Raw genomic sequence first — 23,679 nt, 5'->3', positions numbered from 1 at the left:
GCATCGTCATGGGTTCGGACAGCGACTGGCCCGTCATGGAGGCCGCCGCCCAGGCCCTCGACGAGTTCGAGATCGAGTACGAGGTCGACGTCGTCTCCGCGCACCGCATGCCGCGCGAGATGATCGCGTACGGCGAGCAGGCGGCCGAGCGCGGACTGAAGGCGATCATCGCGGGGGCCGGGGGAGCCGCCCACCTCCCGGGCATGCTCGCCTCCGTGACCCCGCTGCCGGTCATCGGCGTCCCGGTGCCGCTGAAGTACCTCGACGGCATGGACTCGTTGCTCTCCATCGTGCAGATGCCGGCCGGCGTCCCCGTGGCGACCGTGTCCGTCGGCGGCGCCCGCAACGCCGGTCTGCTCGCGGCCCGCATCCTCGCCGCGCACGACGAGGAACTCCTCGGCCGGATGCGGGAGTTCCAGCAGGAGCTCAACGACCAGGCCACCGAGAAGGGCAAGCGCCTGCGGTCCAAGGTCGAGGGCTCCAACGGCTTCGGTTTCGGCAAGTGACGGCCGTGTCCCCGCTGGAGGCGGCCCGGGAACTCCTGCGCGAGTTCCCGGTCGTCGACGGCCACAACGACCTGCCGTGGGCCCTGCGCGAGCAGGTCCGCTACGACCTCGACGCCCGGGACATCGCCACCGACCAGTCGGCCCACCTGCACACCGACCTGGCGCGCCTGCGGGCCGGCGGGGTCGGCGCGCAGTACTGGTCGGTGTACGTCCGCTCGGACCTGCCCGACGCGGTGCCGGCGACGCTGGAACAGATCGACTGCGTCCGGCAGTTGATCGCGCGGTACCCGCAGGCGCTGGCGCCCGCGCTGACCGCCGCCGACATGGAGGCGGCGCGCGGGCAAGGCCGTATCGCTTCCCTCATGGGCGCCGAGGGCGGCCACTCGATCGCCAACTCCCTCGCCACGTTGCGCGCGTTGTACGCGCTCGGCGTGCGCTACATGACCCTCACCCACAACGACAACGTGGACTGGGCGGACTCGGCGACCGACGAGCCCGGCGTCGGGGGCCTGTCGGCCTTCGGCCGGGCGGTGGTGGCGGAGATGAACCGTGAGGGCATGCTCGTCGACCTCTCGCACGTGGCGGCGACGACCATGCGGGACGCGCTGGACGCGAGCGCGGCCCCGGTGATCTTCTCGCACTCCTCCGCGCGGGCGGTGTGCGACCACCCGCGCAACATCCCGGACGACGTCCTGGAGCGCCTGCCGGCCAACGGCGGTATGGCGATGGTGACCTTCGTGCCGAAGTTCGTCCTCCAGGCCGCCGTCGACTGGACGGCCGCGGCCGACGAGAACATGCGCGAGCACGGCTTCCACCACCTCGCCACCACCCCCGAGGCGATGAAGGTGCACCGCGCCTTCGAGGAGCGCACCCCCCGCCCGGTCGCCACGGTCGCGACGGTCGCCGACCACCTGGACCACATGCGCGAGGTGGCCGGAGTGGACCACATCGGCATCGGCGGCGACTACGACGGCACGGCCTTCACTCCTGACGGCCTGGACGACGTCTCCGGCTATCCGAACCTGATCGCCGAACTCCTCGACCGGGGCTGGTCGAAGCCCGACCTCGCCAAGCTGACCTGGCAGAACGCGGTCCGGGTACTGGGCGCGGCGGAGGATGTGGCACGGGATCTCCAGGCGACGCGGGGTCCGTCCCACGCGACCCTGTCCCAGCTCGACGGCTGAGCGTCCGGGGAGTCTTCGGCCTGGTGGCCGGGGCGGCGCGCGGTACCCGAACCGGGGTACCCCCGAACGCCCCGCCCACCAGGAAGCCCCCCGCGCTCCGTGCGACGGTGACCGTACGGCGATCAGAAGGATCACGACGTACGGAGCCCGTCATGGCAGATCTCCAGGACGAACTGGACCCCGCGGCCGAGGTGGGAGAGCTGCCCCAGCTCTTCGAGGCGGTGCCGGAGCGGTACACCCCCGTCTCCGACCCGGACACCGAGCCCCTGGAGCGGGCCCGCGCCATCCTCGCCGCGCATCCCGTCGCCGACGGCTACAGCGGGCTGCCCTGGGCGCTGAGGCATCTGCCCTGGTTCGATCTGGAGCTCGGCGAGAGCGCCGTGGACACCGATGTGCCGAGGCTCAGGGAGGGGCACGTGGGCGCCCTGATGTGGTCGTTGCACCTGCCCGAGGGGCTCGACGGGGACCGGGCGGTGGGGGCCACGCTGGAGCAGCTCGACCTGGTGAAGACGGTCGTACGGAACCATCCGGAGGGCCTGCGGCTCGCCTGTACCGCCGGTCAGATCACCGACGCCCGCAACTGCGGACGCGCCGCCGTCCTGCTCGGGCCCGCCGGTGCCGCCGCCCTCGGCGACTCGCTGGGCATCCTGCGCTCCCTGCACGCCCTGGGCCTGCGCGCCCTCACGCTGTCCGGGGTGTCCTGGGCGAGCGCGGTGGGGCTCACCCGGTTCGGTGAGGAGGTGGTGCGCGAGATGAACCGGCTCGGCGTCCTCGCCGACCTCTCCGGCGCCTCCGACGCCACCATCCGGCGGGCCCTCGCGGTGTCCAAGGCGCCCCTGCTGTTCACCCGCTCCGCCGCCCGCGCCCTGCGCCCCCACCCGGCCAACCTCCCCGACGACCTGCTCGCCGAGGTGGGCGCCGCCAACGGCCTGTGCATGGTGCCGCTGACCGCCGAGCAGACCGGCCCGACGGTCCGGGACGTCGCCGACCACCTGGACCGGGTGCGCGAGATCGCGGGCGCCGGGTGCGTGGGCCTGTCCGGCACCTACGACGCCGGCACCGCCCACCCGCAGGAGCTCGGCGACGCCTCCTGCTACCCGCACCTCGTCGCCGAGCTGCTGCGCCGCGGCTGGGAGGAGGCCGACCTCGCGCTGCTGACCTGGGGCAACGTCCAGCGGGTGCTGCGCGAGTCCGACTTCACCGCACGCGCGGCCCAGCAGCGGCGCGAGCCGTCCACGGCGAGGATCGCCGAGCTCGACGGGTGACCCGACGACGGTCGGCGGGTGACCGGTGCCGTTACACCGGGTCGATCCGGCACAGGCAGAAGGGGTGGCCCGCCGGGTCCGCGTACACCCGGAAGTCCTCCTTGTCCTCGGCGTGCAGCAGCCGGGCGCCGAGCTCCAGGACCTTGGCCTCGGCCGCGTCGATCTCCTCCCAGGTGGTCCCGCCGTCGAAGTCGAGGTGGAACTGCTGGGAGTTGCGGTCCGCCCGCGGCCACTCCGGCGGGGTGAGCCCCGGTGCGCTCTGGAAGGCCAGGCGGGGGCCGGCGGGGACGCGCAGGACCACCCAGTCGGGGTCGTCGTCCTCCGGGGTGCCGCCCACGATGCCCGCGTAGAAGCGGGCGAGGGCGCGGGGATCGGGGCAGTCGAGCACGACGGAACGGAAACGGGCGACAGTCACGAGAGCTCCTCGGGGTTCGGCTGGCGTTTCAGCAGGCGCAGAGGCAGAACGGGTGCCCAGCCGGGTCCGCGTACACACGGAACGTGCGGGAGCGGTCCTCGGCGTCCAGCGGCTTCGCCCCGAGCGCCAGCACCTCCTTCTCGGCCGCGTCCAGGTCCTGGACGGTCAGGTCCAGATGGAACTGCTGCGAGGCGTCGGCGGCGGGCCACTTCGGCGGGACGAAACCGGGGGCGGCCTGGAAGGCCAGTGACGGCCCGGCCGGGGTCCTGAGGTCCACCCACTCGCCCTCGCCCTCGACGGTGCCGCCGAGGACACCGGCGTAGAAACCGGCGAGCGCGCGGGGATCCGGACAGTCCAGTACGACGGCGCCGAGTTCGGCGACGGCCATGGCTTCCTCCTTGAAGCGCGGTTACCTGTAGAGGCGGGTAACCAGTAACGGTTACCGCATGCTCCCGCATCGGAGGTAACGTCGCAAGGGAATTCACTGGTTCACCAGCTAGGTAGCGTGCAGCCATGAGTGAGCGATCGCCCGCGCCCGGGGGCCTGGCCCTGGTCGAGTCCCTGGTCAACTCCGTGGACCTGGAGTCGGGCGCCGACGCGCTGGACACGGCGCAGGGGCGGGCGCGGTTCGGGATCGCCGAGGCCGAGCTGGCGCGGGCGCGGGAGCTGCGGGAGTCGCTGCGGGTCGCTCTGCTGGCCCACGCCGGGCATCCGCCGCACCGCACGGTGACGCCGCTCGGGGAGCTGCTGGCGGCGGCGCCCCTGCTCCTCACGGTCGCCGCGGCCGACGGCTCGGCGGCGCTCACCCCGGCCGACGCCCGGCCCCTGCTCTCCCGCGTCGCCGCCGCCGTCGCCGAGTCGCTGGTCGCGGGCACATGGACCCGCCTCAAGGCCTGCGAGGCCGTGGACTGCCACTGGGCGTACTACGACCGCAGCCCGGCGGGGCGGGGGCGCTGGTGCTCCATGCAGGTGTGCGGGGCACGGGCGAAGATGCGGCGGTACCGGGCCAGGGGGTGAGGTCCGCCGTCAGGTCAGGGTTCCTCCCGCTGTGCCCGGGACGTCCTGGAGCCCACCAGCAGCAGACACAGGACCGCCACCCCGGCCACCAGTCCGGCCAGGACCAGCAGGGGATCCAGGGGACGGGCTGTGGAGGCCGCCGTCTGGATCGCGGGCTGCGGTGACGCCTGCGGCGCGGTCTGCGGTCCGGTCTGCGGTACGGCCGCCGCGGACGCCGTCGGGGACGGGGACGCCGACGGCATGGTCATCGTCATCGACGGGGTCGAGGGGGCCGCGTGTGACGGGGTGCGGGCCGGTGCCGGTGCCTCCTGGCGCGTCGGAGCGCTGGTGTGCACGTGCTGTGGCGGCGCCGGTGCCGGTGCCGCCGCCCGGACCGTGATCCCCGCGGTCATGTCGGGGTGGACCGTGCAGACGTAGCCGTAGGAGCCCGCCGTGGTGAACGTGAAGCTCCAGCTCTGGCCCTTGTTCAGCATGGGGGAGTGGATCGAGAGCGGCCCTGAGGTGGTCTTCACGTCGTGCGGGGCCGTGTCGTAGTTGGTCCACGTCACCGTGGACCCGGCGGGCACGCTCAAGGACGCGGGCGAGAAGGCGTACCCCTTCATGGCCACGGAGTAGCTCGCCGCCGACGCCTGTCCCGACGGCAGCAGCCACACGACGAGGAGGGCGAGCGCCGCCGCGGCCCGCAGCAGCCCCCTCATGCGAACTCCGCCGCGACGAGCAGCCTCAGCCGCGTGGCCGGCAGGCGCCACGGCAGCCGGAACCCGGTGGCCCGGCGCAGCAGCCGGTACGGCAGCCGGGCGGTGCCCAGGACCAGCAGCCGGTCCTGTGTGCGGTCGATCACGCGCATCCTCAGCAGGACGGGGAAGGCGGCCTCGTCGAAGGTGAGGTCGCCGGTGAGCTGGAGGCGGTCGCCGGGCAGGTCCTCGACCTGCTCGGAGGTGAGGACGGCCCGCAGCTCGCGGTCGTCGAACTCGAAGCGGTACGCGGGGTGCCCGGTGTCCGCGGGCGTCTCCAGGGCTGCCGCGGCGAGCGGTACCCGCCGGCGCCGTACCGGCAACGGCCCGTACCAGGCGGTGAGTTCGGCGAGCGAGCGGCCGGGGGCCACGGTGAGGCGGCGGGGTGGAGGAACGGTGGGCAGGGTGACGGTTGTCATCCCGAACTCCTTGGAAAGCGGTTCCCGAAATGTGGCGGGGGTGTGGAGAATGGCGGTGGACGCCGTTCCGGCCGGCTGAGCCCCGGCCGGAACGGCGTCCACCTGTCCGTCAGCAGCTGGTGGTGAGGAAGTCCGTGGTGGGCGTGAGCAGGTGCTCGGCCCAGACGGTGTGCATCTTCACGTAGGCGTCGGGGTTCAGCAGGTCGCCGACCTGCTGTCCGAGCGACTCCTCCAGGTGCGCGGAGTTGATGTGGGCCAGCAGCACGCTGAGCGTGCTGTCGAGCACCGTGGAGCCGTCGTTGACGGCCGGCTTGAGGATGCTCTCGATCCACACCGTGTGCATCTTGATGTACGAGTCGAGCGCCAGCGCGTCCTGCACCTGCTGGCCGGGCGACTCCTCCAGGTGGGCCGCGTAGAGGTGCTGGAGGATCGGCAGCAGCTCGTTGCGGATGCTGGTGCACTGCTCACCCGAACCGGAACCGGAGCCGCCACCGCTGGTGGGCGTGGCCGTCGGAGTGGCCGTCGGCATCGGCATACCGGTCGGAGTCGACGTGGGGGTGGCCGTCGGCGTGCTCGTGGGGGGTGCCGTCGGACCCGTCGTGGGGGTCGCGGTGGGCGTCGGCGCGGGAGTCGTACCGCCGCCGCCGGAGGCCGCCACGACCTTCACGGAGGACACCATGTCCGGGTGCACCGCGCAGTAGTACTCGTACGTCCCCACCTTGGTGAAGGTGTACGACCACGAGTCGCCCTTCTGGAGCGTCCCCGAGTCGAAGGCCACCGGGGCCTTGGTCGTGGTCACGGTGTGCGGAGCGCTGTCGTGGTTGGTCCACCGGACGGTCTGGCCGACCTGGACGACGAGCTGCTTGCCGTTGCCGAACTTGTAGCCGGTGATGTCGACCTGGTAGTCGGGGGTGGCGGCGGCCTTCATGGCGGCGGCGTCGGCAGCGGGCGCCTGAGCCGCGCCCGCGGCCTGCTGCGAGGCCGCCGTGGAACCCGTGGCCGCGCTCAGCAGTCCGAGACTGAGCACGGCGGCGAGGGCCGCCCCGAGGCCGGCGAACAGCAGGGACCGGTTACCGGTCGGCGACTTGCTGCGCCGGCCACCGGTCTCGTCTTTGCTTCTCACTGCAACTCCTTTTGCTCTTGCGGGTGTCAGCGGCCGGGATCGGCCGTGACCAGCAGACTCGTCACGGCGAGCACGACGAGGACCAGCCCCGTCTCGGCCGCGACCGAGTAACCGAAGGGCCGCACGGTGGCGGCGTCGCCGCGCAGCAGCACGGCGAGATCGAGGCGGGTGCGCACCCACTGGCGGCTCGCGTAGGCGGCGACCAGGACGCTCCCGAGGACGGCGGTCTTGATGAGCAGCAGATGCCCGTAGGAGGTGTGCAGCAGGGCGTCGTACGACCCCACGACCTGCCACGCGAGCACCAGCCCGGCGCCGACGATGCCGGTGACGCTCAGCGCCGCCAGCCGCGAGTAGCCCGGCACGACCTCCGCCAGCTCAGCGGCCCGGCGGCGCGGCAGCACGGCCAGCGCGAGCATCGCGAGCCCGCCGATCCACAGCGCGGCACCGAGCAGGTGCACGAAGTCGGCGACGGCACCCCAAGTGGGCTCGCTGCCTTCGGAGTTGTGGCCCGTCATGCCGGCGGTGCGCAGCAGCCCGAAGGTCACCGCGAGCGCGCCCACCCGCCAGCCCGGGGAGCGCGCGGCACCCTGGAGCAGCGCGGCTAGCACCACGGCCGCGAGCACCCACATCAGCCCGCGCGCGGCGAGCACGATGCCGGGTTCGGTGGCCAGGACGTCGGCGTAGGTCGCCGGGCGCAGGGCGTCCCGCAGGCCGCCGAGGGAGGCGTACGCCCCCTGGAGCCCCACGGTCGCCACGGTCGACAGCAGTCCGCCCGTCCAGGCCAGGCCCAGCAGTGCCCGGGCCCGCGGTTCGTGGGCTCCGCCCGGCCACAGCAGCGCGATGAACGCGAGTCCGCCGATGAAGAGCGCGAGCGAGAGGTATCCGGCCCAGCGGGCGGTGACGAGGGCCTTGCGCACCGAGGGGGACGGCGCCGGAGCGGCGGCCGGGGTCTCGTCGGCGCCGGTCTTGGCGGCGCCGGTCTTGGCGGCGGCCGCCCCCGCGGTGAAGGCGATCCGCCCGGAGGAGGCGTGCCCGTCCTCCTTGTCGACGACGGACCACACGAGGGCGAACTTCCCGTCGGCCGGGCTGCCGAGGGCGACCCGTACAACGTTGTCCTTCCCGGCGCGGGAGGCGGGCAGCCGGTCCCCGTCCACCGTCAGCACCCGTACGTCGGCCAGGTCGACGGCCTCGTCGAAGGTGAGGGTGAGATGGCCGGGAGCCTTCGCGAGCGTGGCGCCGTCCTTGGGGGAGGACTTCACCAACTCGGTGTGCGCGGAGGCGGGTTGGGTGACGCCGAGGAGGGCGCAGAGGAGGGCGGCGAGGAGCAGCAGGGCCCGGTGCGTGGTCCTCACGGGGTCACCTCGGGCTGCGGGGAGGCGGAGGGGGAGGGGGAGGGGGAGCCGGCGAGGACCCCGCCGAGGAGGGCGGAGGCGGGGGCGAGGCCGACGCAGGGGGACGGGGTGGGCGTGGGCGAGGGCGAGGGGGAAGCGCTTGCCCCGGAGCCGCCCAGGAGGCCGAGCACGGGCTCGGTGAGACCGGTGAGCAGCGGCTGTACGAGGGTGACCTGACCGTCCTTGCAGCCGGCCGGGGCGGAGGGGGTGGGGGTCGGGGACGGCGTGGGTGAGCCGGTGCCCGGGGCCGGCGGGGAGCTCTGGTGCCCGGTGTGGCCGCCGCCGTCCGCTCCGCCTCCCACGACGGGACCGGAGCCGGGGCCGGTCACGACGCCCCCGCCGCCGCCGTACCCGAGGCCGGCACCGCCGCCGTATCCGGTGTCCGCGCCGGTCCCGCCACCGACGTACGGCGGCAACTCGCCGGATCCCACCGGAACTTGACCGCTTCCCGGCATGGCCGTCGCCGGCGCCGAGACCGCGGGTGACGCGGCGGGGGGAACCGCGGCCTCGGCCGTTCCGGAGCCGGCCGGGGCGCCGATGCCCGAGGCGTACCCCAGCACGATCACCACCGCTCCGACGAGTGCGCCGGCGATCAGCTCGTCGCGGTGATCCCGCGGCCACTCCCCCCTGCGGAACAAGGGCATGAGTCACTCCTGACATGCTCATATCAATCCGGCCGAAGAGCTCGGCGGATGACGAACAGTGGAGTGGAGGGCGGATTCCGCTTGACTACGCACCGGTTAACCGACCGTTGCCTACCTCTCCTTTGCGGGGTCGTGGTCTGTGAGAACGGTCAATTCCCCACTGTGCTCGAATGCAAATCGAACTCGTCTTGGGGATTCCAAGGAAGCCCGCATATGCCGATCACGGCCTCCGCCTGTGCAGGGTGTTCCGCGAGCCATGCGGAGACGTGCTCCCGGACGGCCTCCTCGACGCAGGCACGCACCTCGGTGCCGCCGAGCAGGCCCCTCGTGGCGCCCTCGAACTCGGGACGGTCCAGCCGCACCGACACGACCGACGTCAGTCCCCTGCCGATCCGGTCGGGGCCGAATCCGGGGTCGGCCGCCGTCAGCAGCCCGTGCCTCCGCCCGTGCGCGCTGAGCGCGGCGGCCAGTCCGGCGCGCAAGCCCGCCGTGTGCGCCCCGCCCTCACCGGTGGCCCGGCTGTTGGCGAAGGACCGCATCCGCTCCTGGTCCGAGTCGGACCAGCGCAGGGCCACCTCCACGGTGCCCGCCATACGCGGGTCCTCCTGCTCGAAGTGGATGACGTCCGCGTGCAGGGGACGGGCGCCCGGCTCTTCGATGAGGGGCACGAAGTCCCTCACCCCGCCCGGGAACCGGAACCGCTGAGACCGGGCCGTCTCCGGTGCGCGCTCGTCGGTCAGGGAGATCTCCAGGCCCGGGTGCAGCAGGGCCAGCTCCCGCAGGCGCTGCTCCAGCGCGGGGAGCGAGCACTCCGTCGTCTCGAAGATCTCGGCGTCGGGCCGGAAGAAGAAGGCGGTCCCGGTGCCGGTCGCCGGGCCGGCGGCGACGGGCGGGGCGAGGGCGACGCCCCGCGCGTACTCCTGGGTCCACCGGACCCCGTCGCGCCGCACCTCGGCCGTCAGGCGGCTGGACAGGGCGTTGACGACGAGGAGCCCGCTGCGGAAGAAGGGCGCCACGTCCACGATGTGGCGCCCCGAGGGCGACTCCTCGGCCTCCCAGCGGGCCAGTACGGCTTCGAGGGTGGCGCCGCCCGAGTGCCCGGCGGCCTCGACGGGGATGCCCGGCCCGCCGTCGGCGACTCGCACGCCGTCGGGGGTGAGAGTGACGTCCACGGAGCCGGTGCCCGCGGCCAGAACGTCGTTCACCGCGCGGTCGACCACCGTGAACACCATGTGGCGCGGACCGCGTTCACCGGTCGAACCGACCCACATCCCGGGCCGCTTCCGCACCGCGTCCCGCCCCTCCAGAACCTCTGTCCGGCCGGCCTCGTACCCTGACGTCTCCCCGCCCATGATGCCTCCCGTGATGCCGTCCCAGCGACCTCGTCAGCCTAGGTGAGATCGAGGAAAACGCCAGGTCAGAGTAGGTTCGCCGAGGTCCTGTGCGAGGGGCCGGACGCCGGGTGCGGGGCCGCCGGTCACACGGGTGCGAACCGCCCCCGAATCGCCCCCCGAACCTCACCGAGCCCGCCCGCGGGCCAATTCCCGGCGGACCTGGGGTCGTTGATTCGCCGCGTGTTCCTGAGCGCTGTGGGCGTATGTCATTGGCCCAGCCGCCCAGCCGCCCAGCCGCCCAGCCGCCCAGCCGCCACGAAACAACGTCTTCGCGCCCGCCGGACCGATCAGCGCCGCACTGGGCGTTCGGGTGCCGACGGCCTTCCGGTACGACGGTGAGCGGCGCTCGCGGACACCCCGATCGACCCGGAGGGCATGGACGTGGACGGCGAGCCGGGCTACGTCTGGGACCACCACCCCATGCGCCGAGCACCGCGGGCGCTCGCGGAGGTGCTGGACGGCACCGAACTCGTCGTCCTGGGCGCCGGTGAACCGTTGTTCTGAAGCACCGTCACCGCTGCCGCAGGGCTCAGGCGGTCGGCCGTCCCATCGCCCGGTACGTCCAGCCCGCCTTGCGCCACAGCACCGGGTCCAGGGCGTTGCGGCCGTCGAGGACGACCTTGGCCGCCGCGACCTCGCCGAGGGCCGCCGGGTCCAGTTCGCGGAACTCCCGCCACTCCGTGAGGTGGAGGACGACGTCGGCGCCCCTGACCGCGTCCACGGCGGTGTCGGCGTAGCCGAGGGTCGGGAACAGACGGCGGGCGTTGTCCATGCCCTTCGGGTCGTAGACCGTGACCTGGCCGCCCTGGAGGTGGATCTGCCCGGCCACGTTCAGCGCGGGGGAGTCGCGCACGTCGTCCGAGTCGGGCTTGAAGGTGGCGCCGAGCACCGCGACCCGCTTGCCGAGGAACGGCCCGCCGCCCAGTATCTGCCGCGCCAGCTCCACCATCTGCCCCCGCTGACGCATGTTGATCGAGTCGATCTCCCGCAGGAAGGTCAGCGCCTGGTCGGCGCCGAGCTCACCCGCGCGGGCCATGAAGGCGCGGATGTCCTTCGGGAGGCAACCACCGCCGAAGCCGATCCCGGCGCGCAGGAACTTCTTGCCGATCCGGTCGTCGTAGCCGATCGCCTCCGCGAGCCGCGCGACATCGCCGCCGGAGGCCTCGCACATCTCCGCCATCGCGTTGATGAAGGAGATCTTCGTGGCCAGGAAGGAGTTCGCGGACGTCTTCACCAGCTCGGCCGTCGGGAAGTCCGTCACCACGAACGGCGTGCCCTCGCCGAGCGGCGTGGCGTACACCTCGCGCAGCAGCTTCTCCGCGCGCTCGCTGCGGACGCCGACGACGATCCGGTCCGGGCGCAGCGTGTCGTTCACCGCGAAGCCCTCGCGCAGGAACTCCGGGTTCCAGGCCAGCTCGGCGTCGGCGCCCGCGGGGGAGTGGTCGGCGAGGTAGTGGGCCAGCCGGTCGGCGGAGCCCACGGGCACGGTCGACTTGCCGACGACCAGGGCCGGGCGGGTCAGGTGCGGGGCGAGGGAGGCGATCGCCGCGTCGACGTACGACATGTCGCAGGCGTACTCGCCGTGCCGCTGCGGAGTGTTCACGCACACGAAGTGCACATCGCCGAAGGCGCCCACCTCGGCGAAGTCCATGGTGAAGCGGAGCCGGCCGGTGGAGCCCTCGATCCCGGCGACATGCTTGCGCAGCAGGTCCTCCAGGCCCGGCTCGTACATCGGGACCTCGCCCCGCTGGAGCATCTCGATCTTCTCGGGCACCACGTCGAGCCCCAGCACCTCGAAACCGAGCTCGGCCATGGCCGCGGCGTGCGTGGCGCCGAGGTAGCCGGTGCCGATCACGGTGATCTTGAGGGCCATGGGGACTCCAGAAGGGGGGACGGGCCAGTGCGCGCCCGAGCATAGTCGGAGGCTCTGACGGGCATTTTTCCCGCTGTCGCCAAGCTCACGTATCCGTCTCCGTGGGCGGACCTCTAAAATTTGAGTTACTTAACGGTAGTTAGCGCAGCATCGCAGCGTCCTTGGAGCGTGAGAGACCTTGGCCGGATCGGCTGATTTCGACCTGTACCGCCCGTCCGAGGAGCACGACATGCTCCGGGACGCCATCCGCTCGCTGGCGGAGGCGAAGATCGCGCCCCACGCCGCCGCGGTCGACGAGGAGGCCCGCTTCCCTCGGGAGGCACTGGACGCGCTGGTGGCCAACGACCTGCACGCCGTGCACGTCCCCGAGGAGTTCGGCGGCGCCGGCGCCGACGCGCTCGCCACGGTGATCGTCATCGAGGAGGTCGCCCGCGTCTGCGTCAGCTCCTCCCTCATCCCCGCCGTGAACAAGCTGGGCTCCCTCCCGGTGATCCTCTCCGGCTCCGAGGACCTGAAGAAGAAGTACCTGTCGCCGCTCGCCAAGGGCGACGCGATGTTCTCGTACGCCCTCTCCGAGCCGGACGCCGGCTCCGACGCGGCCGGCATGAAGACCAAGGCGGTCCGCGACGGCGACCACTGGATCCTCAACGGAGTGAAGCGCTGGATCACCAACGCGGGCGAGTCCGAGTACTACACGGTGATGGCCGTCACCGACCCCACCAAGCGCTCCAAGGGCATCTCCGCCTTCGTCGTCGAGAAGTCCGACGAGGGCGTCTCCTTCGGCGCCCCGGAGAAGAAGCTCGGCATCAAGGGCTCCCCGACCCGCGAGGTCTACTTCGACAACGTCCGCATCCCGGCCGACCGCATGATCGGCGAGGAGGGCACCGGCTTCGCCACCGCGATGAAGACCCTGGACCACACCCGCATCACCATCGCCGCCCAGGCGCTCGGTGTCGCCCAGGGCGCCTTCGACTACGCCAAGGGCTACGTCCAGGAGCGCAAGCAGTTCGGCAAGGCCATCGCCGACTTCCAGGGCATCCAGTTCATGCTCGCCGACATGGCCATGAAGATCTCCGCCGCCCGCGCCCTGACCTACCAGGCCGCGGCCGCCTCGGAGCGCCTCGACAAGGACCTCACCTTCCAGGGCGCCGCGGCCAAGTGCTTCGCCTCGGACGTGGCCATGGAGGTCACCACGGACGCGGTCCAGCTCCTCGGCGGCTACGGCTACACGCGGGACTACCCGGTGGAGCGGATGATGCGCGACGCCAAGATCACGCAGATCTACGAAGGCACGAACCAGGTCCAGCGGATCGTGATGGCAAGGAACCTTCCCTAGCAGGGTTCTTGCAGGTCAGGGGTTCTTGCGGCTCTCGGTGGGCATCTTCGGCGGTCTGTCGGCTGCGGCTGCGGATGCGGCTGCGGCGGTAGAGGCCGCTCGTGGACGTCATGCCGGGGGGGCCTGGGAACCGGCGACGACCGAGCCCCCGGACGTGTTCCGGGGGCTTTTGTCGTGGCGCGGGTGGGGTGTTTCGGAGCGGATTGTTCGCGTCCGCCCGATGGCGTCGGGCGGGGGAGGGGCGTAGGACGGAAGGACACGGGGCCCGCCCCGGGCTCCCGCGCCCCCCAGGAGGAGCCATGACCCAGGCCGAGAGCATGTCCGCGATGAGCAAGGAGATGCAGGACTGCGTGGCGGCGTGCATGGAGTGCCACAGCGTCTGCGAGGAGACCATGAGCTCCTGCATGCAGATGGGCGGCCAGGGACAGATGCGGATCATGCGCGCGCTCATCGACTGCGCCGACATGACCCGCATGTGCGCGGACATGATGATGCGCCGCTCGCCCATGTCGGCGGAGATGTGCGCGATGTGCGCCAAGGCGTGTGAGATGTGCGCCGAGGCGTGTATGTCCATGCCGGACGACGCCCAGATGATGCGCTGCGCCCAGGCGTGTCGTCGCTGCGTGGAGACCTGTCGCGCGATGGCGGGCATGGCGATGTGACACCGGCCGGCCGGCCGGATCGAGGGCGCCCGATGGGTGCCCTCGATCATGTGTCGGGCAGGCTGGGGCCCATGACGCCGACGAACAGGACCGAGGCCTTCGACGCCGCCGAGCGCGCGATGTGGCAGGGCCGTACCGAGGCCTACGCCGGGAGTTTCGCGCGCCTGTGCGCCTACCCCGTGGAGGCCCTGCTGGACGCCGCCGGAGCCGGTGAGGGGACGCGTGTCCTCGACGTCGGCACCGGGACGGGTACGGCGGCCGTGGCGGCGCTGGCGCGTGGCGCCAGGGTGAGCGCCGTGGACGCCGACGCCGGGATGGTGGCGGCGGCGTGTGCCCGCGGGGTCGACGCGCGCACCGGGGTGCTTCCCGAACTGCCCTACCCCGAAGGCGAGTTCGATGCCGTCGTCGGCAACTTCGTCCTCAACCACGTCGGCCGCCCCCGCGCCGCGCTCGCCGAACTCCACCGCGTCCTGCGCCCCGGCGGCCGTGTCGCCCTCACCACGTGGAGCGCGAAACGCGGCGCCGGACAGGATCTCCTCGGCCGGGCCTGCGAGGCGGGCGGAGCCGTACCCCCGTCGTACCTTCCGCGACTGGATCCGGCGGAGGACTGGCCCCGCACCGCCGAAGGGCTCGCCCAACTCCTCGGCGGGGCGGGCTTCGTGGCGGCGGAGGCGGCCGAACTCGCCTGGGACCACCGGGCCGGCGTCGAGGAGTGGTGGAGCGGTGCCGCGGGCGGCGTCGCCACCATCGGGCTCGTCGTCACCTCGCAGGACCCGGAGACCGTCGTACGGATCAGGCGGGAGTACGACCGGCTGTGCGCCGAACACACGGTGGCGGAAGGGCGGTTGGCCCTTCCGCACATCGCGCTGCTCGGGTCGGGACGGCGGGCGTAGGGCCCCGGGCCTCAGTTGCCGGAGACCGTGACCTTCTCGTCGTTGTTCAGCTCCTGCACCAGCTGCTTGACCTTCGCCTTGTCCCAGACGAGGTTGCCTCCGGTGGACCCGGAGATCGGCATGTTCAGCGAGGTGCCGTCGCCGCCGTTGACGCCCTTCATCGCGAAGAACATCGACCCCAGGTCGTACAGGCCCATGTCCTTGTCGACGATGAGCGAGTCCAGGCCCGCTCCGAGCGTCGGATAGAGCTTGAAGGGGTTCAGGACCGTGCCGGGGGTGGCCACCTGGTGGGCGAGGGCCGCGAGGAACTTCTGCTGGTTCTTGGTGCGCTGGAGGTCGGACGCGGCGAACGCGTGCCGGGTGCGCACGAAGGCGAGCGCCTGGTCGCCGTTCAGCTTCTGCTTGCCCGCCTGGAAGTCGGCGCCCGAGTACTTGTCCTTGAACCCCTTGTCGATGTCGATCTCGACGCCGCCGACCGCGTCCACGATGCTCGCGAAGCCGGCGAAGCCGATCTCGACGTAGTGGTCGATGCGCAGCCCGGTGTTGAACTCGACGGTCCGCACCAGCAGCTCGGGCCCGTCCTCGGCGTACGCGGCGTTCAGCTTCACGTGCCGGCCGGTGCCCTTGTAGGTCTTGCCGGACTCGGAGCCCACGAAGGTCGGGATCTCCACGTCCGAGTCACGCGGCAGCGAGATCAGCGTGTCCCCGTTGCTCCCGGTGTGCAGGATCATCATCGAGTCGGTGCGCTTGCCCTCGGCGGACCCCGTGTGCAGCTGCTTCTTCTGCTCGGAGGAGAGCCCGGCCCGGCTGTCGGAGCCGACGATGAGGTAATTGGTGCCGTCGCCCTGCTCCGGCCGGTCGATGACCTTGGACAGGTCGACCTCGCGGTTGAGCTTGGAGTCGGCCCAGAAGTAGGTGGAGACGGTCGTCACGACCAGCCCGGTGATCACGACGATCGCGGTCCACTTGATCCGCTTGCGCCAGTTCGGCGCGGGACGCGGGCCGCGGCTGCCGCCCGGGTCACCGGGACCGCCGGGGCCACCGCCACCGGGGCTGCCGTAGACCTGGCCGGTGTTGTAGCCGCTGTCGTACCCGTCCTGGCCGTCGTAGCCGCCGCCGTAGCCCTGGCCGTTGACGTACGACGCTTGCTGCTGCTGCGGCACGCCGTTGCCGTACGGGGGCGCCGGCTGACCGCGGCGGACCTGCCGCATCACGCGGGCGCTCTCGGGCTGCGCGCTCGCGCTGCCGCGTCCGTACCGGTCGCCGCGGTTGTCGCCGGACCATCCCTCGGGCCAATCGTTCATGGGCCCCAGTGTGCAGGTACCCGCTGGGCCCTATACAAGGGTCGTCGGAAAATCAGGGCAGCGCTGTTGCCAAGCTGACACAAATTCCCGGATTGTCGTCACGGCATAGGGTGGGGCCATGACAGACCAGGCCACCGCCGCGGACAGCACGGGATCGGGTGCTCAGGAGATCCCCGGCAAGCCCACCTCCGCGTCCCGCACCACGCTGAGCCACATCATGACCCAGGCCGACACCAACCTCCTCGGTACCGTGCACGGCGGCGTGATCATGAAACTGGTGGACGACGCGGCGGGCGCGGTGGCCGGGCGGCACAGCGGCGGGCCCGCGGTCACCGCCTCCATGGACGAGATGGCCTTCCTGGAGCCGGTCAGGGTGGGTGATCTCGTCCATGTGAAGGCCCAGGTCAACTGGACCGGCCGGACCTCGATGGAGGTCGGTGTGCGGGTCCTGGCCGAACGCTGGAACGAGTCCACGCCCGCCACCCAGGTCGGCTCCGCCTACCTCGTCTTCGCCGCGGTCGACGCCGACGGCAAGCCCCGCCGGGTCCCTCCGGTGCTCCCGGAGACGGAACGCGACAAGCGCCGCTACCAGGAGGCCCAGATCCGCCGCACGCACCGCCTCGCACGACGCCGGGCGATCATGGAGCTGCGGGAGAAGCGGGCGGCGGAGGGCTTCGAGGACTGAGCCACGCATTGTGGGTGCTGGTGGGTGTCCCGAGTGCGCTCGCACCCTGTGCCCGGCCGCCGGGCGGGGTCCAGGCCCTGCGCGGCCGCTTCGGCACCGTTCGGTCGGCAAGGGCGAGCCGGCCGACGCCGGGCCCCACCGGTCACCCGGCCCCAGCGGTCTGACCGGCCCCGCCGGTCACCCGGCCCCCGCGTAGGTCCAGGCCCTGCGCGGCTGCTTCAGCACCGTTCGGTCGGCAAGGGCGAGCCGGCCGACGCCGGGCCCCATCGGTCACCCGGCCCCAGCGGTCTGACCGGCCCCGCCGGTCACCCGGCCCCCGCGTAGGTCCAGGCCCTGCGCGGCCGCTTCAGCACCGTTCGGTCGGCAAGGGCGAGCCGGCCGACGCCGGGCCCCACCGGTCACCCGGCCCCGCCGGTCACCCGGCCCCACCGGTCGCCCGGCCCCGCCGGTCACCTGGCCGCACCGGTCACCCGGCCCCGCGTGCTCTTGTCTGCATGGGCCGGGCTCTGGCTCCGCCGTTGAGCCCGGTCCCCCGTACGTTCCCGTCCGCACGGGCCGCACCCCGGGATCCTCCCCGGCGCACCGACCCCGCCCAGGCCCCAGGCCGCCGTATCGGCCCCGGCCCCCGCCTACACGCACCCCACCTCATCCCCCGTGACCACCCCGAATTCCCCCTGCAGCTCATCCTCGGCCCGCACTTTCCGTACCCGCTCGAAGTCCGCCCCCGCGATCACCTTCAGCACCGCCCCCTGTCCCTTCACCGCCCGCAGTTCGCTCCCGGGCAGGGCCGCCGCCAGCGAGCGGGCGGAGCGGTCCCAGCGGGGGTCGTAGGAGACGATCGTGCGCTTGACCGCGTGGTCGGCCGACGTCGCCGGGACACCCGTCGTGCGGAACCCCGTCGAGGCCAGCGCCGCGTCGACCCGTCTGCCGAGGCCGCCCGTCGCCGTGCCGTTCTCGACCTGGACGCGGATCTGCTGCGGGGAGACCGGGACCAGCAGGGCCTTGGTCTTCGGCTTGTGCGCGGCCAGGGGCTGGTCCTCGCGCAGGGCCTTGAACAGGCGCCCGGCCTTCACCGGGTCCCACTTCAGGGTCGACCCGACGCCCTTGACGACGTATCCCATCTGACCGATCGGCACGGTGGTGAACTCCGACGAGGAAGGGGAGAAATGGCGCATGGCGCGGCCCAGGTCCAGCAGCTCGTCCGTGCCGAAGCCCTTGTCGGCCCGTACCGAGCCGAGGACGGCGTGGGTGACGTCGCGGAACTTCATGGGGTTCAGCAGGATCCCGGAGGACGTCGCCCGCTCGATCAGCGCCGCCAGGAAGCGCTGCTGCCGTTTCATCCGGCCGAGGTCGGAGGAGCCGTCGGCGTGCCGGGAGCGGACGTACTGGAGGGCCTGTCCGCCCAGCAGCCGGTGCCGGCCCGCCGCGAGGTCGAGACCGGTGTAGGAGTCTTTCAGCGGGTCGGCGTTGCAGATCTCGACCCCGCCGAGGACGTCCACCGTCTTCATGAAGCTGGTGAAGTCGACCTCCAGATAGTGGTCGATCTTCACATGGGTCATGCTCTCCACGGTCCGGACGGTCAGCTGCGGCCCGCCCTCCGCGTAGGCCGCGTTGATCTTGATCGGGTGCCCGTGGTGGCGTTCCCCGGTGGTCGCGTCGACGTGCGCCGGTGTCATCGCGTACGAGTCGCGCGGCAGGCTCACCACGCTCGCGCGCTCCCGGTCCTCCGAGATGTGCACGATCATGATCGTGTCGGTGCAGTGGCAGGGTGCCCCGCCCAGCCGGTACTTCTGCCGCTCCGTCTCGGTGATCTTGTCGCGGCCGTCGGTGCCGACCAGCAGGACGTTCATGCCGTGCCCGGCGCGCGGCCGGTTCTTCATGTCCTTGAAGGGGTCAACGCGCGCGATGTCCGCGTCGAGGCTGGTCATCACCGCGTGGCCGATCCCGGCGGAGGCCAGCACGACGACGGACAGCGTGGTCGCCGCCCGCATGGCCCAGCGGGGTCTCTTCCGTCGCACGGGGGGCCGGGCGGCCCTGCGCTGCGGGGGCCGGGGGCGGGTGGCGGAGGGGCGGGGCGGCGTGGCGGGCATGGGGGGACACCTCCGCGAGGAACAGCCGAACGAGGGATCCTGAGCACCGTAGGCCCATACGATCTGCGACGACCGGCACCGCCCCGGGCGGGGCGCATCGGTGTCCCCCGTTCGCGGTAACGTGAGCCCCCTATGAACGCCAAGCCCGACGTGCGGCTCCCCGCCGTGTCTGTGATCATGCCCGTCCTCAATGAGGAGCGGCACCTGCGCGGAGCCGTCCAAGCGATCCTCGCGCAGGAGTACGCCGGCGAGATGGAGGTCGTGATCGCCCTCGGTCCGTCCACGGACCGCACGGACGAGATCGCCGCCGAACTCGTACGGGAGGACCCCCGCGTCCACACCGTCCCGAACCCCACCGGCCGCACCCCCGCCGCCCTCAACGCCGCGATCAAGGCCTCCCGCCACCCGATCGTCGTCCGCGTCGACGGCCACGGCATGCTCTCGCCGAACTACATCGCCACCGCCGTACGGCTCCTGGAGGAGACCGGCGCGCAGAACGTGGGCGGCATCATGCACGCCGAGGGCGAGAACGACTGGGAGCACGCGGTCGCCGCCGCCATGACCTCCAGGATCGGCGTCGGCAACGCGGCCTTCCACACCGGTGGTGAGGCGCAGGCCGCCGAGACCGTGTACCTCGGGGTGTTCCGGCGCGAGGCCCTGGAGCAACAGGGCGGCTACAACGAGGAGTTCATCCGCGCCCAGGACTGGGAGCTCAACTTCCGGATCCGTGAGGCGGGCGGGCTCATCTGGTTCTCGCCCGAGCTCAGGGTGTCGTACCGGCCGCGGCCGAGCGTGAAGGCCCTCGCCAAGCAGTACAAGGACTACGGCCGCTGGCGGCACGTCGTCGCCCGCTACCACGAGGGCTCCATCAACCTGCGCTACCTCGCCCCGCCGACCGCGGTGTGCGCCATCGCGGCCGGGATCGTGGTCGGCGCCGCGCTGACCCCGCTCGGCTTCGTGATCCCCGGCGGCTACCTCGCGGCGATCGTGCTGGGCTCGCTGCCGGCCGGCAAGGGGCTGCCGCTGAAGGCCCGCCTCCAGATCCCGGTCGCCCTCGCCACCATGCACATGTGCTGGGGCTACGGCTTCCTGACCAGCCCGCGTTCACTGGCCCGCAGAGTGATCGCGAGCCGGCGCCCCGCGGTCCGCGTGGACGCCCGGCCGAGCTGAACGTGGCGTGGTGGTGGGCCGGCTTCTCGTCGTGACGGCTTCGTGGGCCGCCGAAGATCCTCACACGACGGGTCGGCTGTGAGGCAAGTGTGAGAGCCATGTATGGCCGAATGAAGATCTCGGTGGCCTGAAGTCAACAGCGAGTAAAGCCATGGCCATGGAAATTGCTTGACGACCCCTCGGATCGCGTGATGACCTCTGACGCGGACATGGCCGTGAGAGCCGGGGCCGACCACCCGGGCGCGGCCACTGAGCTTGGGGGGATGCATGTCCGAACCGGGGGAGAGCTCTGGGCTGTCCCGGCGCAGACGCGCCGTGGCCGCCCTGGCGACGGGCGCGGTCGTGCTCGCCGGCGCCGCCGTGTGGACGTCGACCTTCGTGAAGTCGCCGGCGCAGGCCGCGGCCGACGCGGGTCCGCCGGCCCCCGACGTGCTCACCGCGCCGGTCGAGCGCCGCGTCCTCGCCGACACCGTCGTCACCCGCGGCGCCGTCTCCGCCTCGCAGACCGTGAACCTCGCTCCCGTCGGCGCCGCCGAGGGTGTCGGCGCGCCCGTCGTCACCAAGGTGATGGTGCGCTCCGGCCGGACGTTCACGGCGGGCCGCGTCCTCATGGAGATCTCGGGCCGCCCCGTCTTCGCCCTGCCGGGCAGACTCCCCGTCTACCGGGACCTCAAGCCGGGCAGCCACGGCGACGACGTACGCCAACTCCAGGAAGCCCTGCGGACGTTGGGTCACTCCACCGGCTCCGACCGGTCCGGCACCTACGGCCCGGGCACCAAGCGCGCCGTCGCCGCGCTCTACGCCGCCATCGGCTACGAACCCGTCCCCGCGGGCGGCGCCGACGCGGACACCGACCCCGTGACCGCCGCCGAGGAGCAGGTCAAACAGGCCAGGCGACACCTCGACGGCCTGCTCAAGGCCGACAGCGGGAAACGGGACGCCGACGAGATCCGGTACGCCCGCGAGGACCTCGCCGACGCCGAGAGGCGGCTCGCCGGGGCCCAGGCGGTCACCGGCCCCATGGTGCCCGCGTCCGAGGTGGTGTTCCTCTCCGGCTTCCCGGCCCGCGTCGACTCCTTGACCGCCAAGGTCGGCGGCGAGGTCGGCGAGAAGCTCGCCACCGTCTCCGCGGGCCGGCTCGTCGTCAAGGGCTCACTCGGCGCCCAGGAGAAGGACCTGATCCGGCCCGGCCAGAAGGTCGAGGTGCTCTCCGAGGTGTACGGCGACGAGGTCACCGGCACGGTCTCGGCGGTGGCCGACGTCCCCACCGCTCCCGAGGGCGAGGAGACCGCCTCGGGCGGACAGGGCTACGAAGTCCTCGTGAAGCCGGACTCCGCGCTTCCGGCCCGGCTCGCCGGCCAGGACGTACGCCTCACCATCGAGGCGGCCTCCTCGGGGAAGAAGGTGCTCGTCGTCCCCGTATCCGCCCTCAGCGCCGGAGCCGACTCCCGGATCACCGTCACCGTGCTGGAGGCGTCCGGCCAACGGCGCCGCGTCGAGGTCCGCGCCGGGACCTCCGGAGACGGCTACACCGAGGTCACCCCGGTCAGGGGCGCCCGGCTCGGGGCCGGCGACAAGGTCGTCGTGGGCGTCTCACGATGAGCGCCCCGACCGCCGTGCCCCCGGTCCTGGAGTTCCGGGACGCCGGTCTCACCTACCCCGGGCCGCCCCCGGTCCAGGCCCTGAAGCCGTGCGAACTGACCGTGGCACAGGGCGAGTACGTCACGGTCGTCGGCCCCTCCGGTTCCGGCAAGTCCACCTTCCTCAACATCGCCGGACTGCTGGACGCGCCCACGGAGGGCCGCTTTCTCCTCGACGGCATCGACACCGCCGCCCTGACCGACGCGGACCGCACCAGCCTGCGCGGCCGGCGGATCGGCTTCGTCTTCCAGAGCTTCCACCTGCTGCCGCACCGCTCCGCGCGGGAGAACGTGATGCTGGCCATGGTCTACAACTCGAGCCCGCGCGGCGGCCGTTCGGGGCGGGCCGGTGAGGCGCTGGAGAGAGTCGGACTCAGCCACCGCGCCGACGCGCTGCCCACCCGGTTGTCGGGAGGTGAGAGGCAGCGCGTCGCCATCGCCCGTGCCCTGGTCGCCCGCCCCTCGCTGCTGCTGTGCGACGAGCCGACGGGCAACCTCGACACCGTCACCGCCGAGTCGGTCCTGCGGCTCCTGGACGAACTCCACCGCGACGGCATGACCCTGTTGGTCATCACCCACGACCCGGAGGTCGCGGCCCGCGGCCGACGCACCGTCGCCATCCGGGACGGTGTGCTCAGCGAGCAGGTGAGGGCCGTATGACGTCACGTCGCGGCAGGGCACCGCGCGTCGAACGGTCCCGGCTGGGCTCCCGTGACCTGGTCTCCGAGTCCGTCGCCGGCATCCTCCAGCGCCCCGCCCGCTCCGCGCTCACCGCGCTCGGCACCGTGCTGGGCGTCGGCACGTTCGTCGCGGTCCTCGGCCTCACCGCCACCACGTCCTCGCAGATCGACTCCCGTTTCAATGAGCTGACCGCCACGGAGGTCACGGTCGAGGACACCGGCGGCGACCAGCCGGAGTACCTCGAGAACGCCTTCCCGGCCGACGCGGACCGCCGTATCGGAAAGCTCAACGGGGTACGCGCGGCAGGTGTGTACTGGCCGGTGCGGCTGGGCCCGGAGGACCTCGTCTCGGCCGCGCCGCCCGGCACGGGGGACGCGGGGGAGCGAGTCCAGGTCGTCGCCGCGTCACCCGGAGTCCTGGATGCCGCCGGGCCGGTGCTGGAACAGGGCCGGACGTTCGACGCGTACCACGACCGGCGGGGTGAGAACGTGGCCGTGATCGGCTCGGGTCTGGCCGCCCGGCTGGGCGTCACCACGCTCCAGACCGCGCCCGCCGTCTTCGTCGGGGACCACGCGTTCACCGTCGTCGGCATCGTCGACGACGTCGAGCGCAAGGCGGACCTGCTGCTCTCGGTGGTGGTGCCGCGGACCGCGGCCGAGCGGATCTGGGGCGGCCCGGACAGCGGTGAGCGGGCCAGGATGCTCATCGCGACCGACCTGGGGGCGGCCCGGCAGATCGCCTCCGAGACGGCACTGGCGCTCGACCCCGCGCACCCCGAGTACTTCAAGGCCGTACCGCCACCGGACCCGAGGAGCCTGCGCGGCAACGTCACCTCCGACCTGAACGAACTGTTCATGCTGCTCGCCGGGGTCTGCCTGGTGATCGGCGCGGTCGGCATCGCCAACACCACCCTGGTCGCGGTGCTCGAACGCACCGGAGAGATCGGACTGCGCCGGGCTCTCGGCGCCCGCGGCCGCCACATCACGCTTCAGTTCCTGGCCGAGTCCGGAGCGCTGGGCGCACTCGGCGGCCTGGTGGGCACCAGTCTCGGCACGGTCGCCGTGGTCGCCATGGCCGTGCTGCGCGACTGGACTCCCGTCATCCATCCGGCGACGGTCCTCGCCGCCCCGGCGGTCGGCCTGGTCACCGGGGTGGTCGCCGGGCTCTACCCCGCGTGGCGGGCGAGCCGTATCGAACCCGCGGAAGCACTGCGCCGCTGATCCTTCCGGCCCGTCCGGCGGGCCCGCCATGCC

24 protein-coding genes are annotated in these 23,679 nt (G+C 72.5%); 13 read left to right on the top strand and 11 right to left on the bottom strand.

Features of this window, described 5'->3' with window-relative positions; genetic code table 11:
* The first annotated feature begins 8 nt into the window (after nt 1–8).
* The 3 genes from purE (at nt 9) to ACFYZ8_RS34835 (ending at nt 2,955) form a co-directional block, all read left to right on the top strand.
* Nucleotides 9–506 (top strand): 5-(carboxyamino)imidazole ribonucleotide mutase, encoded by a 498-nt coding sequence (gene purE / locus ACFYZ8_RS34845; protein ID WP_037900329.1) that lies wholly within the window; start codon nt 9–11, stop codon nt 504–506.
* On the top strand, nt 503–1,690 hold the full coding sequence (locus tag ACFYZ8_RS34840; protein WP_388540832.1) for a dipeptidase: 1,188 nt from the start codon (nt 503–505) through the stop codon (nt 1,688–1,690). Before purE ends, ACFYZ8_RS34840 begins: the two co-directional genes overlap by 4 nt.
* Nucleotides 1,691–1,842: 152 nt before the next feature.
* The gene (locus ACFYZ8_RS34835; protein WP_388540829.1) at nt 1,843–2,955 is read left to right on the top strand and encodes a dipeptidase; all 1,113 of its coding nucleotides are present in this window, start codon (nt 1,843–1,845) and stop codon (nt 2,953–2,955) included.
* A 31-nt stretch (nt 2,956–2,986) separates the two neighbouring features.
* Here the strand turns inward: ACFYZ8_RS34835 and ACFYZ8_RS34830 are convergent, their stop codons facing one another.
* The gene (locus ACFYZ8_RS34830; RefSeq protein ID WP_359035537.1) at nt 2,987–3,370 is read right to left on the bottom strand and encodes a VOC family protein; all 384 of its coding nucleotides are present in this window, start codon (nt 3,368–3,370) and stop codon (nt 2,987–2,989) included.
* Between the two features lie 28 nt (nt 3,371–3,398).
* Nucleotides 3,399–3,758 (bottom strand): VOC family protein, encoded by a 360-nt coding sequence (locus ACFYZ8_RS34825; protein ID WP_359035535.1) that lies wholly within the window; start codon nt 3,756–3,758, stop codon nt 3,399–3,401.
* A gap of 125 nt (nt 3,759–3,883) precedes the next feature.
* On the opposite strand from ACFYZ8_RS34825, the gene ACFYZ8_RS34820 reads away from it, so the two are divergent.
* Nucleotides 3,884–4,387, top strand: a complete 504-nt coding sequence (locus ACFYZ8_RS34820) for a CGNR zinc finger domain-containing protein (RefSeq protein ID WP_388540827.1) — start codon at nt 3,884–3,886, stop codon at nt 4,385–4,387.
* Nucleotides 4,388–4,401: 14 nt separating this feature from the next.
* Here ACFYZ8_RS34820 and ACFYZ8_RS34815 read toward each other — a convergent pair whose 3' ends face one another.
* The 6 genes from ACFYZ8_RS34815 to ACFYZ8_RS34790 all read right to left on the bottom strand — a co-directional run bounded on the left by ACFYZ8_RS34815 (nt 4,402) and on the right by ACFYZ8_RS34790 (nt 10,050).
* Nucleotides 4,402–5,085 (bottom strand): plastocyanin/azurin family copper-binding protein, encoded by a 684-nt coding sequence (locus ACFYZ8_RS34815; RefSeq protein WP_388540824.1) that lies wholly within the window; start codon nt 5,083–5,085, stop codon nt 4,402–4,404.
* Nucleotides 5,082–5,540: a hypothetical protein gene (locus ACFYZ8_RS34810; RefSeq protein ID WP_359035530.1), complete on the bottom strand. Its 459-nt coding sequence runs from the start codon at nt 5,538–5,540 to the stop codon at nt 5,082–5,084. The genes ACFYZ8_RS34815 and ACFYZ8_RS34810 overlap by 4 nt, the downstream gene beginning before the upstream one ends.
* A 109-nt stretch (nt 5,541–5,649) precedes the next feature.
* Nucleotides 5,650–6,663, bottom strand: coding sequence for a cupredoxin family copper-binding protein (locus tag ACFYZ8_RS34805; protein WP_388540821.1), 1,014 nt, complete (start codon nt 6,661–6,663; stop codon nt 5,650–5,652).
* 26 nt (nt 6,664–6,689) lie between these two features.
* The gene (locus ACFYZ8_RS34800) at nt 6,690–8,015 is read right to left on the bottom strand and encodes a copper resistance CopC/CopD family protein (RefSeq protein WP_388540818.1); all 1,326 of its coding nucleotides are present in this window, start codon (nt 8,013–8,015) and stop codon (nt 6,690–6,692) included.
* Complete coding sequence (locus tag ACFYZ8_RS34795) at nt 8,012–8,698, bottom strand: hypothetical protein (protein ID WP_388540815.1); 687 nt, start codon at nt 8,696–8,698, stop codon at nt 8,012–8,014. Before ACFYZ8_RS34795 ends, ACFYZ8_RS34800 begins: the two co-directional genes overlap by 4 nt.
* Before the next feature lie 149 nt (nt 8,699–8,847).
* Nucleotides 8,848–10,050 carry a DNA gyrase subunit B gene (locus ACFYZ8_RS34790; RefSeq protein ID WP_388540813.1) on the bottom strand — a complete coding sequence of 401 codons (1,203 nt, stop codon included), beginning with the start codon at nt 10,048–10,050 and terminating at the stop codon, nt 8,848–8,850.
* A gap of 417 nt (nt 10,051–10,467) precedes the next feature.
* Here ACFYZ8_RS34790 and ACFYZ8_RS34785 point away from each other — a divergent pair, with 417 nt between their 5' ends.
* Complete coding sequence (locus tag ACFYZ8_RS34785) at nt 10,468–10,596, top strand: hypothetical protein (protein ID WP_388540811.1); 129 nt, start codon at nt 10,468–10,470, stop codon at nt 10,594–10,596.
* A gap of 25 nt (nt 10,597–10,621) precedes the next feature.
* On the opposite strand, the gene ACFYZ8_RS34780 is transcribed toward ACFYZ8_RS34785, so the two are convergent.
* Complete coding sequence (locus ACFYZ8_RS34780; protein WP_388540810.1) at nt 10,622–11,965, bottom strand: UDP-glucose dehydrogenase family protein; 1,344 nt, start codon at nt 11,963–11,965, stop codon at nt 10,622–10,624.
* A gap of 178 nt (nt 11,966–12,143) precedes the next feature.
* On the opposite strand from ACFYZ8_RS34780, the gene ACFYZ8_RS34775 reads away from it, so the two are divergent.
* From ACFYZ8_RS34775 to ACFYZ8_RS34765, 3 genes are all read left to right on the top strand, one after another.
* Nucleotides 12,144–13,301, top strand: a complete 1,158-nt coding sequence (locus ACFYZ8_RS34775; protein WP_359039076.1) for an acyl-CoA dehydrogenase — start codon at nt 12,144–12,146, stop codon at nt 13,299–13,301.
* Nucleotides 13,302–13,600: 299 nt separating this feature from the next.
* On the top strand, nt 13,601–13,963 hold the full coding sequence (locus ACFYZ8_RS34770) for a four-helix bundle copper-binding protein (protein WP_359039079.1): 363 nt from the start codon (nt 13,601–13,603) through the stop codon (nt 13,961–13,963).
* Nucleotides 13,964–14,034: 71 nt separating this feature from the next.
* Entirely contained in the window at nt 14,035–14,856 is an 822-nt protein-coding gene (locus ACFYZ8_RS34765) for a class I SAM-dependent methyltransferase (protein ID WP_388540807.1), read from the top strand.
* Nucleotides 14,857–14,867: 11 nt separating this feature from the next.
* Here the strand turns inward: ACFYZ8_RS34765 and ACFYZ8_RS34760 are convergent, their stop codons facing one another.
* A complete protein-coding gene (locus tag ACFYZ8_RS34760) occupies nt 14,868–16,160 on the bottom strand; it encodes an LCP family protein (RefSeq protein WP_388540805.1) in 1,293 nt (430 codons plus the stop codon).
* A gap of 118 nt (nt 16,161–16,278) precedes the next feature.
* On the opposite strand from ACFYZ8_RS34760, the gene ACFYZ8_RS34755 reads away from it, so the two are divergent.
* Nucleotides 16,279–16,845, top strand: coding sequence for an acyl-CoA thioesterase (locus ACFYZ8_RS34755; protein ID WP_359039085.1), 567 nt, complete (start codon nt 16,279–16,281; stop codon nt 16,843–16,845).
* Nucleotides 16,846–17,474: 629 nt separating this feature from the next.
* Here ACFYZ8_RS34755 and ACFYZ8_RS34750 read toward each other — a convergent pair.
* Complete coding sequence (locus ACFYZ8_RS34750; protein ID WP_388540802.1) at nt 17,475–18,935, bottom strand: LCP family protein; 1,461 nt, start codon at nt 18,933–18,935, stop codon at nt 17,475–17,477.
* Between the two features lie 132 nt (nt 18,936–19,067).
* On the opposite strand from ACFYZ8_RS34750, the gene ACFYZ8_RS34745 reads away from it, so the two are divergent.
* From ACFYZ8_RS34745 to ACFYZ8_RS34730, 4 genes are all read left to right on the top strand, one after another.
* Nucleotides 19,068–20,105 (top strand): glycosyltransferase family 2 protein, encoded by a 1,038-nt coding sequence (locus ACFYZ8_RS34745; protein WP_359039089.1) that lies wholly within the window; start codon nt 19,068–19,070, stop codon nt 20,103–20,105.
* 267 nt (nt 20,106–20,372) lie between these two features.
* On the top strand, nt 20,373–21,707 hold the full coding sequence (locus ACFYZ8_RS34740) for a peptidoglycan-binding protein (protein ID WP_388540800.1): 1,335 nt from the start codon (nt 20,373–20,375) through the stop codon (nt 21,705–21,707).
* Nucleotides 21,704–22,405, top strand: coding sequence for an ABC transporter ATP-binding protein (locus ACFYZ8_RS34735; RefSeq protein WP_359039093.1), 702 nt, complete (start codon nt 21,704–21,706; stop codon nt 22,403–22,405). Before ACFYZ8_RS34740 ends, ACFYZ8_RS34735 begins: the two co-directional genes overlap by 4 nt.
* Entirely contained in the window at nt 22,402–23,646 is a 1,245-nt protein-coding gene (locus ACFYZ8_RS34730) for an ABC transporter permease (RefSeq protein WP_359039095.1), read from the top strand. The genes ACFYZ8_RS34735 and ACFYZ8_RS34730 overlap by 4 nt, the downstream gene beginning before the upstream one ends.
* Nucleotides 23,647–23,679: the final 33 nt, after the last annotated feature.

Source organism: Streptomyces sp. NPDC001668, from assembly GCF_042893155.1.
In the GTDB taxonomy this organism is placed as follows: Bacteria; Actinomycetota; Actinomycetes; order Streptomycetales; family Streptomycetaceae; genus Streptomyces.
This window is presented reverse-complemented; position numbering and strand designations above follow the sequence as displayed.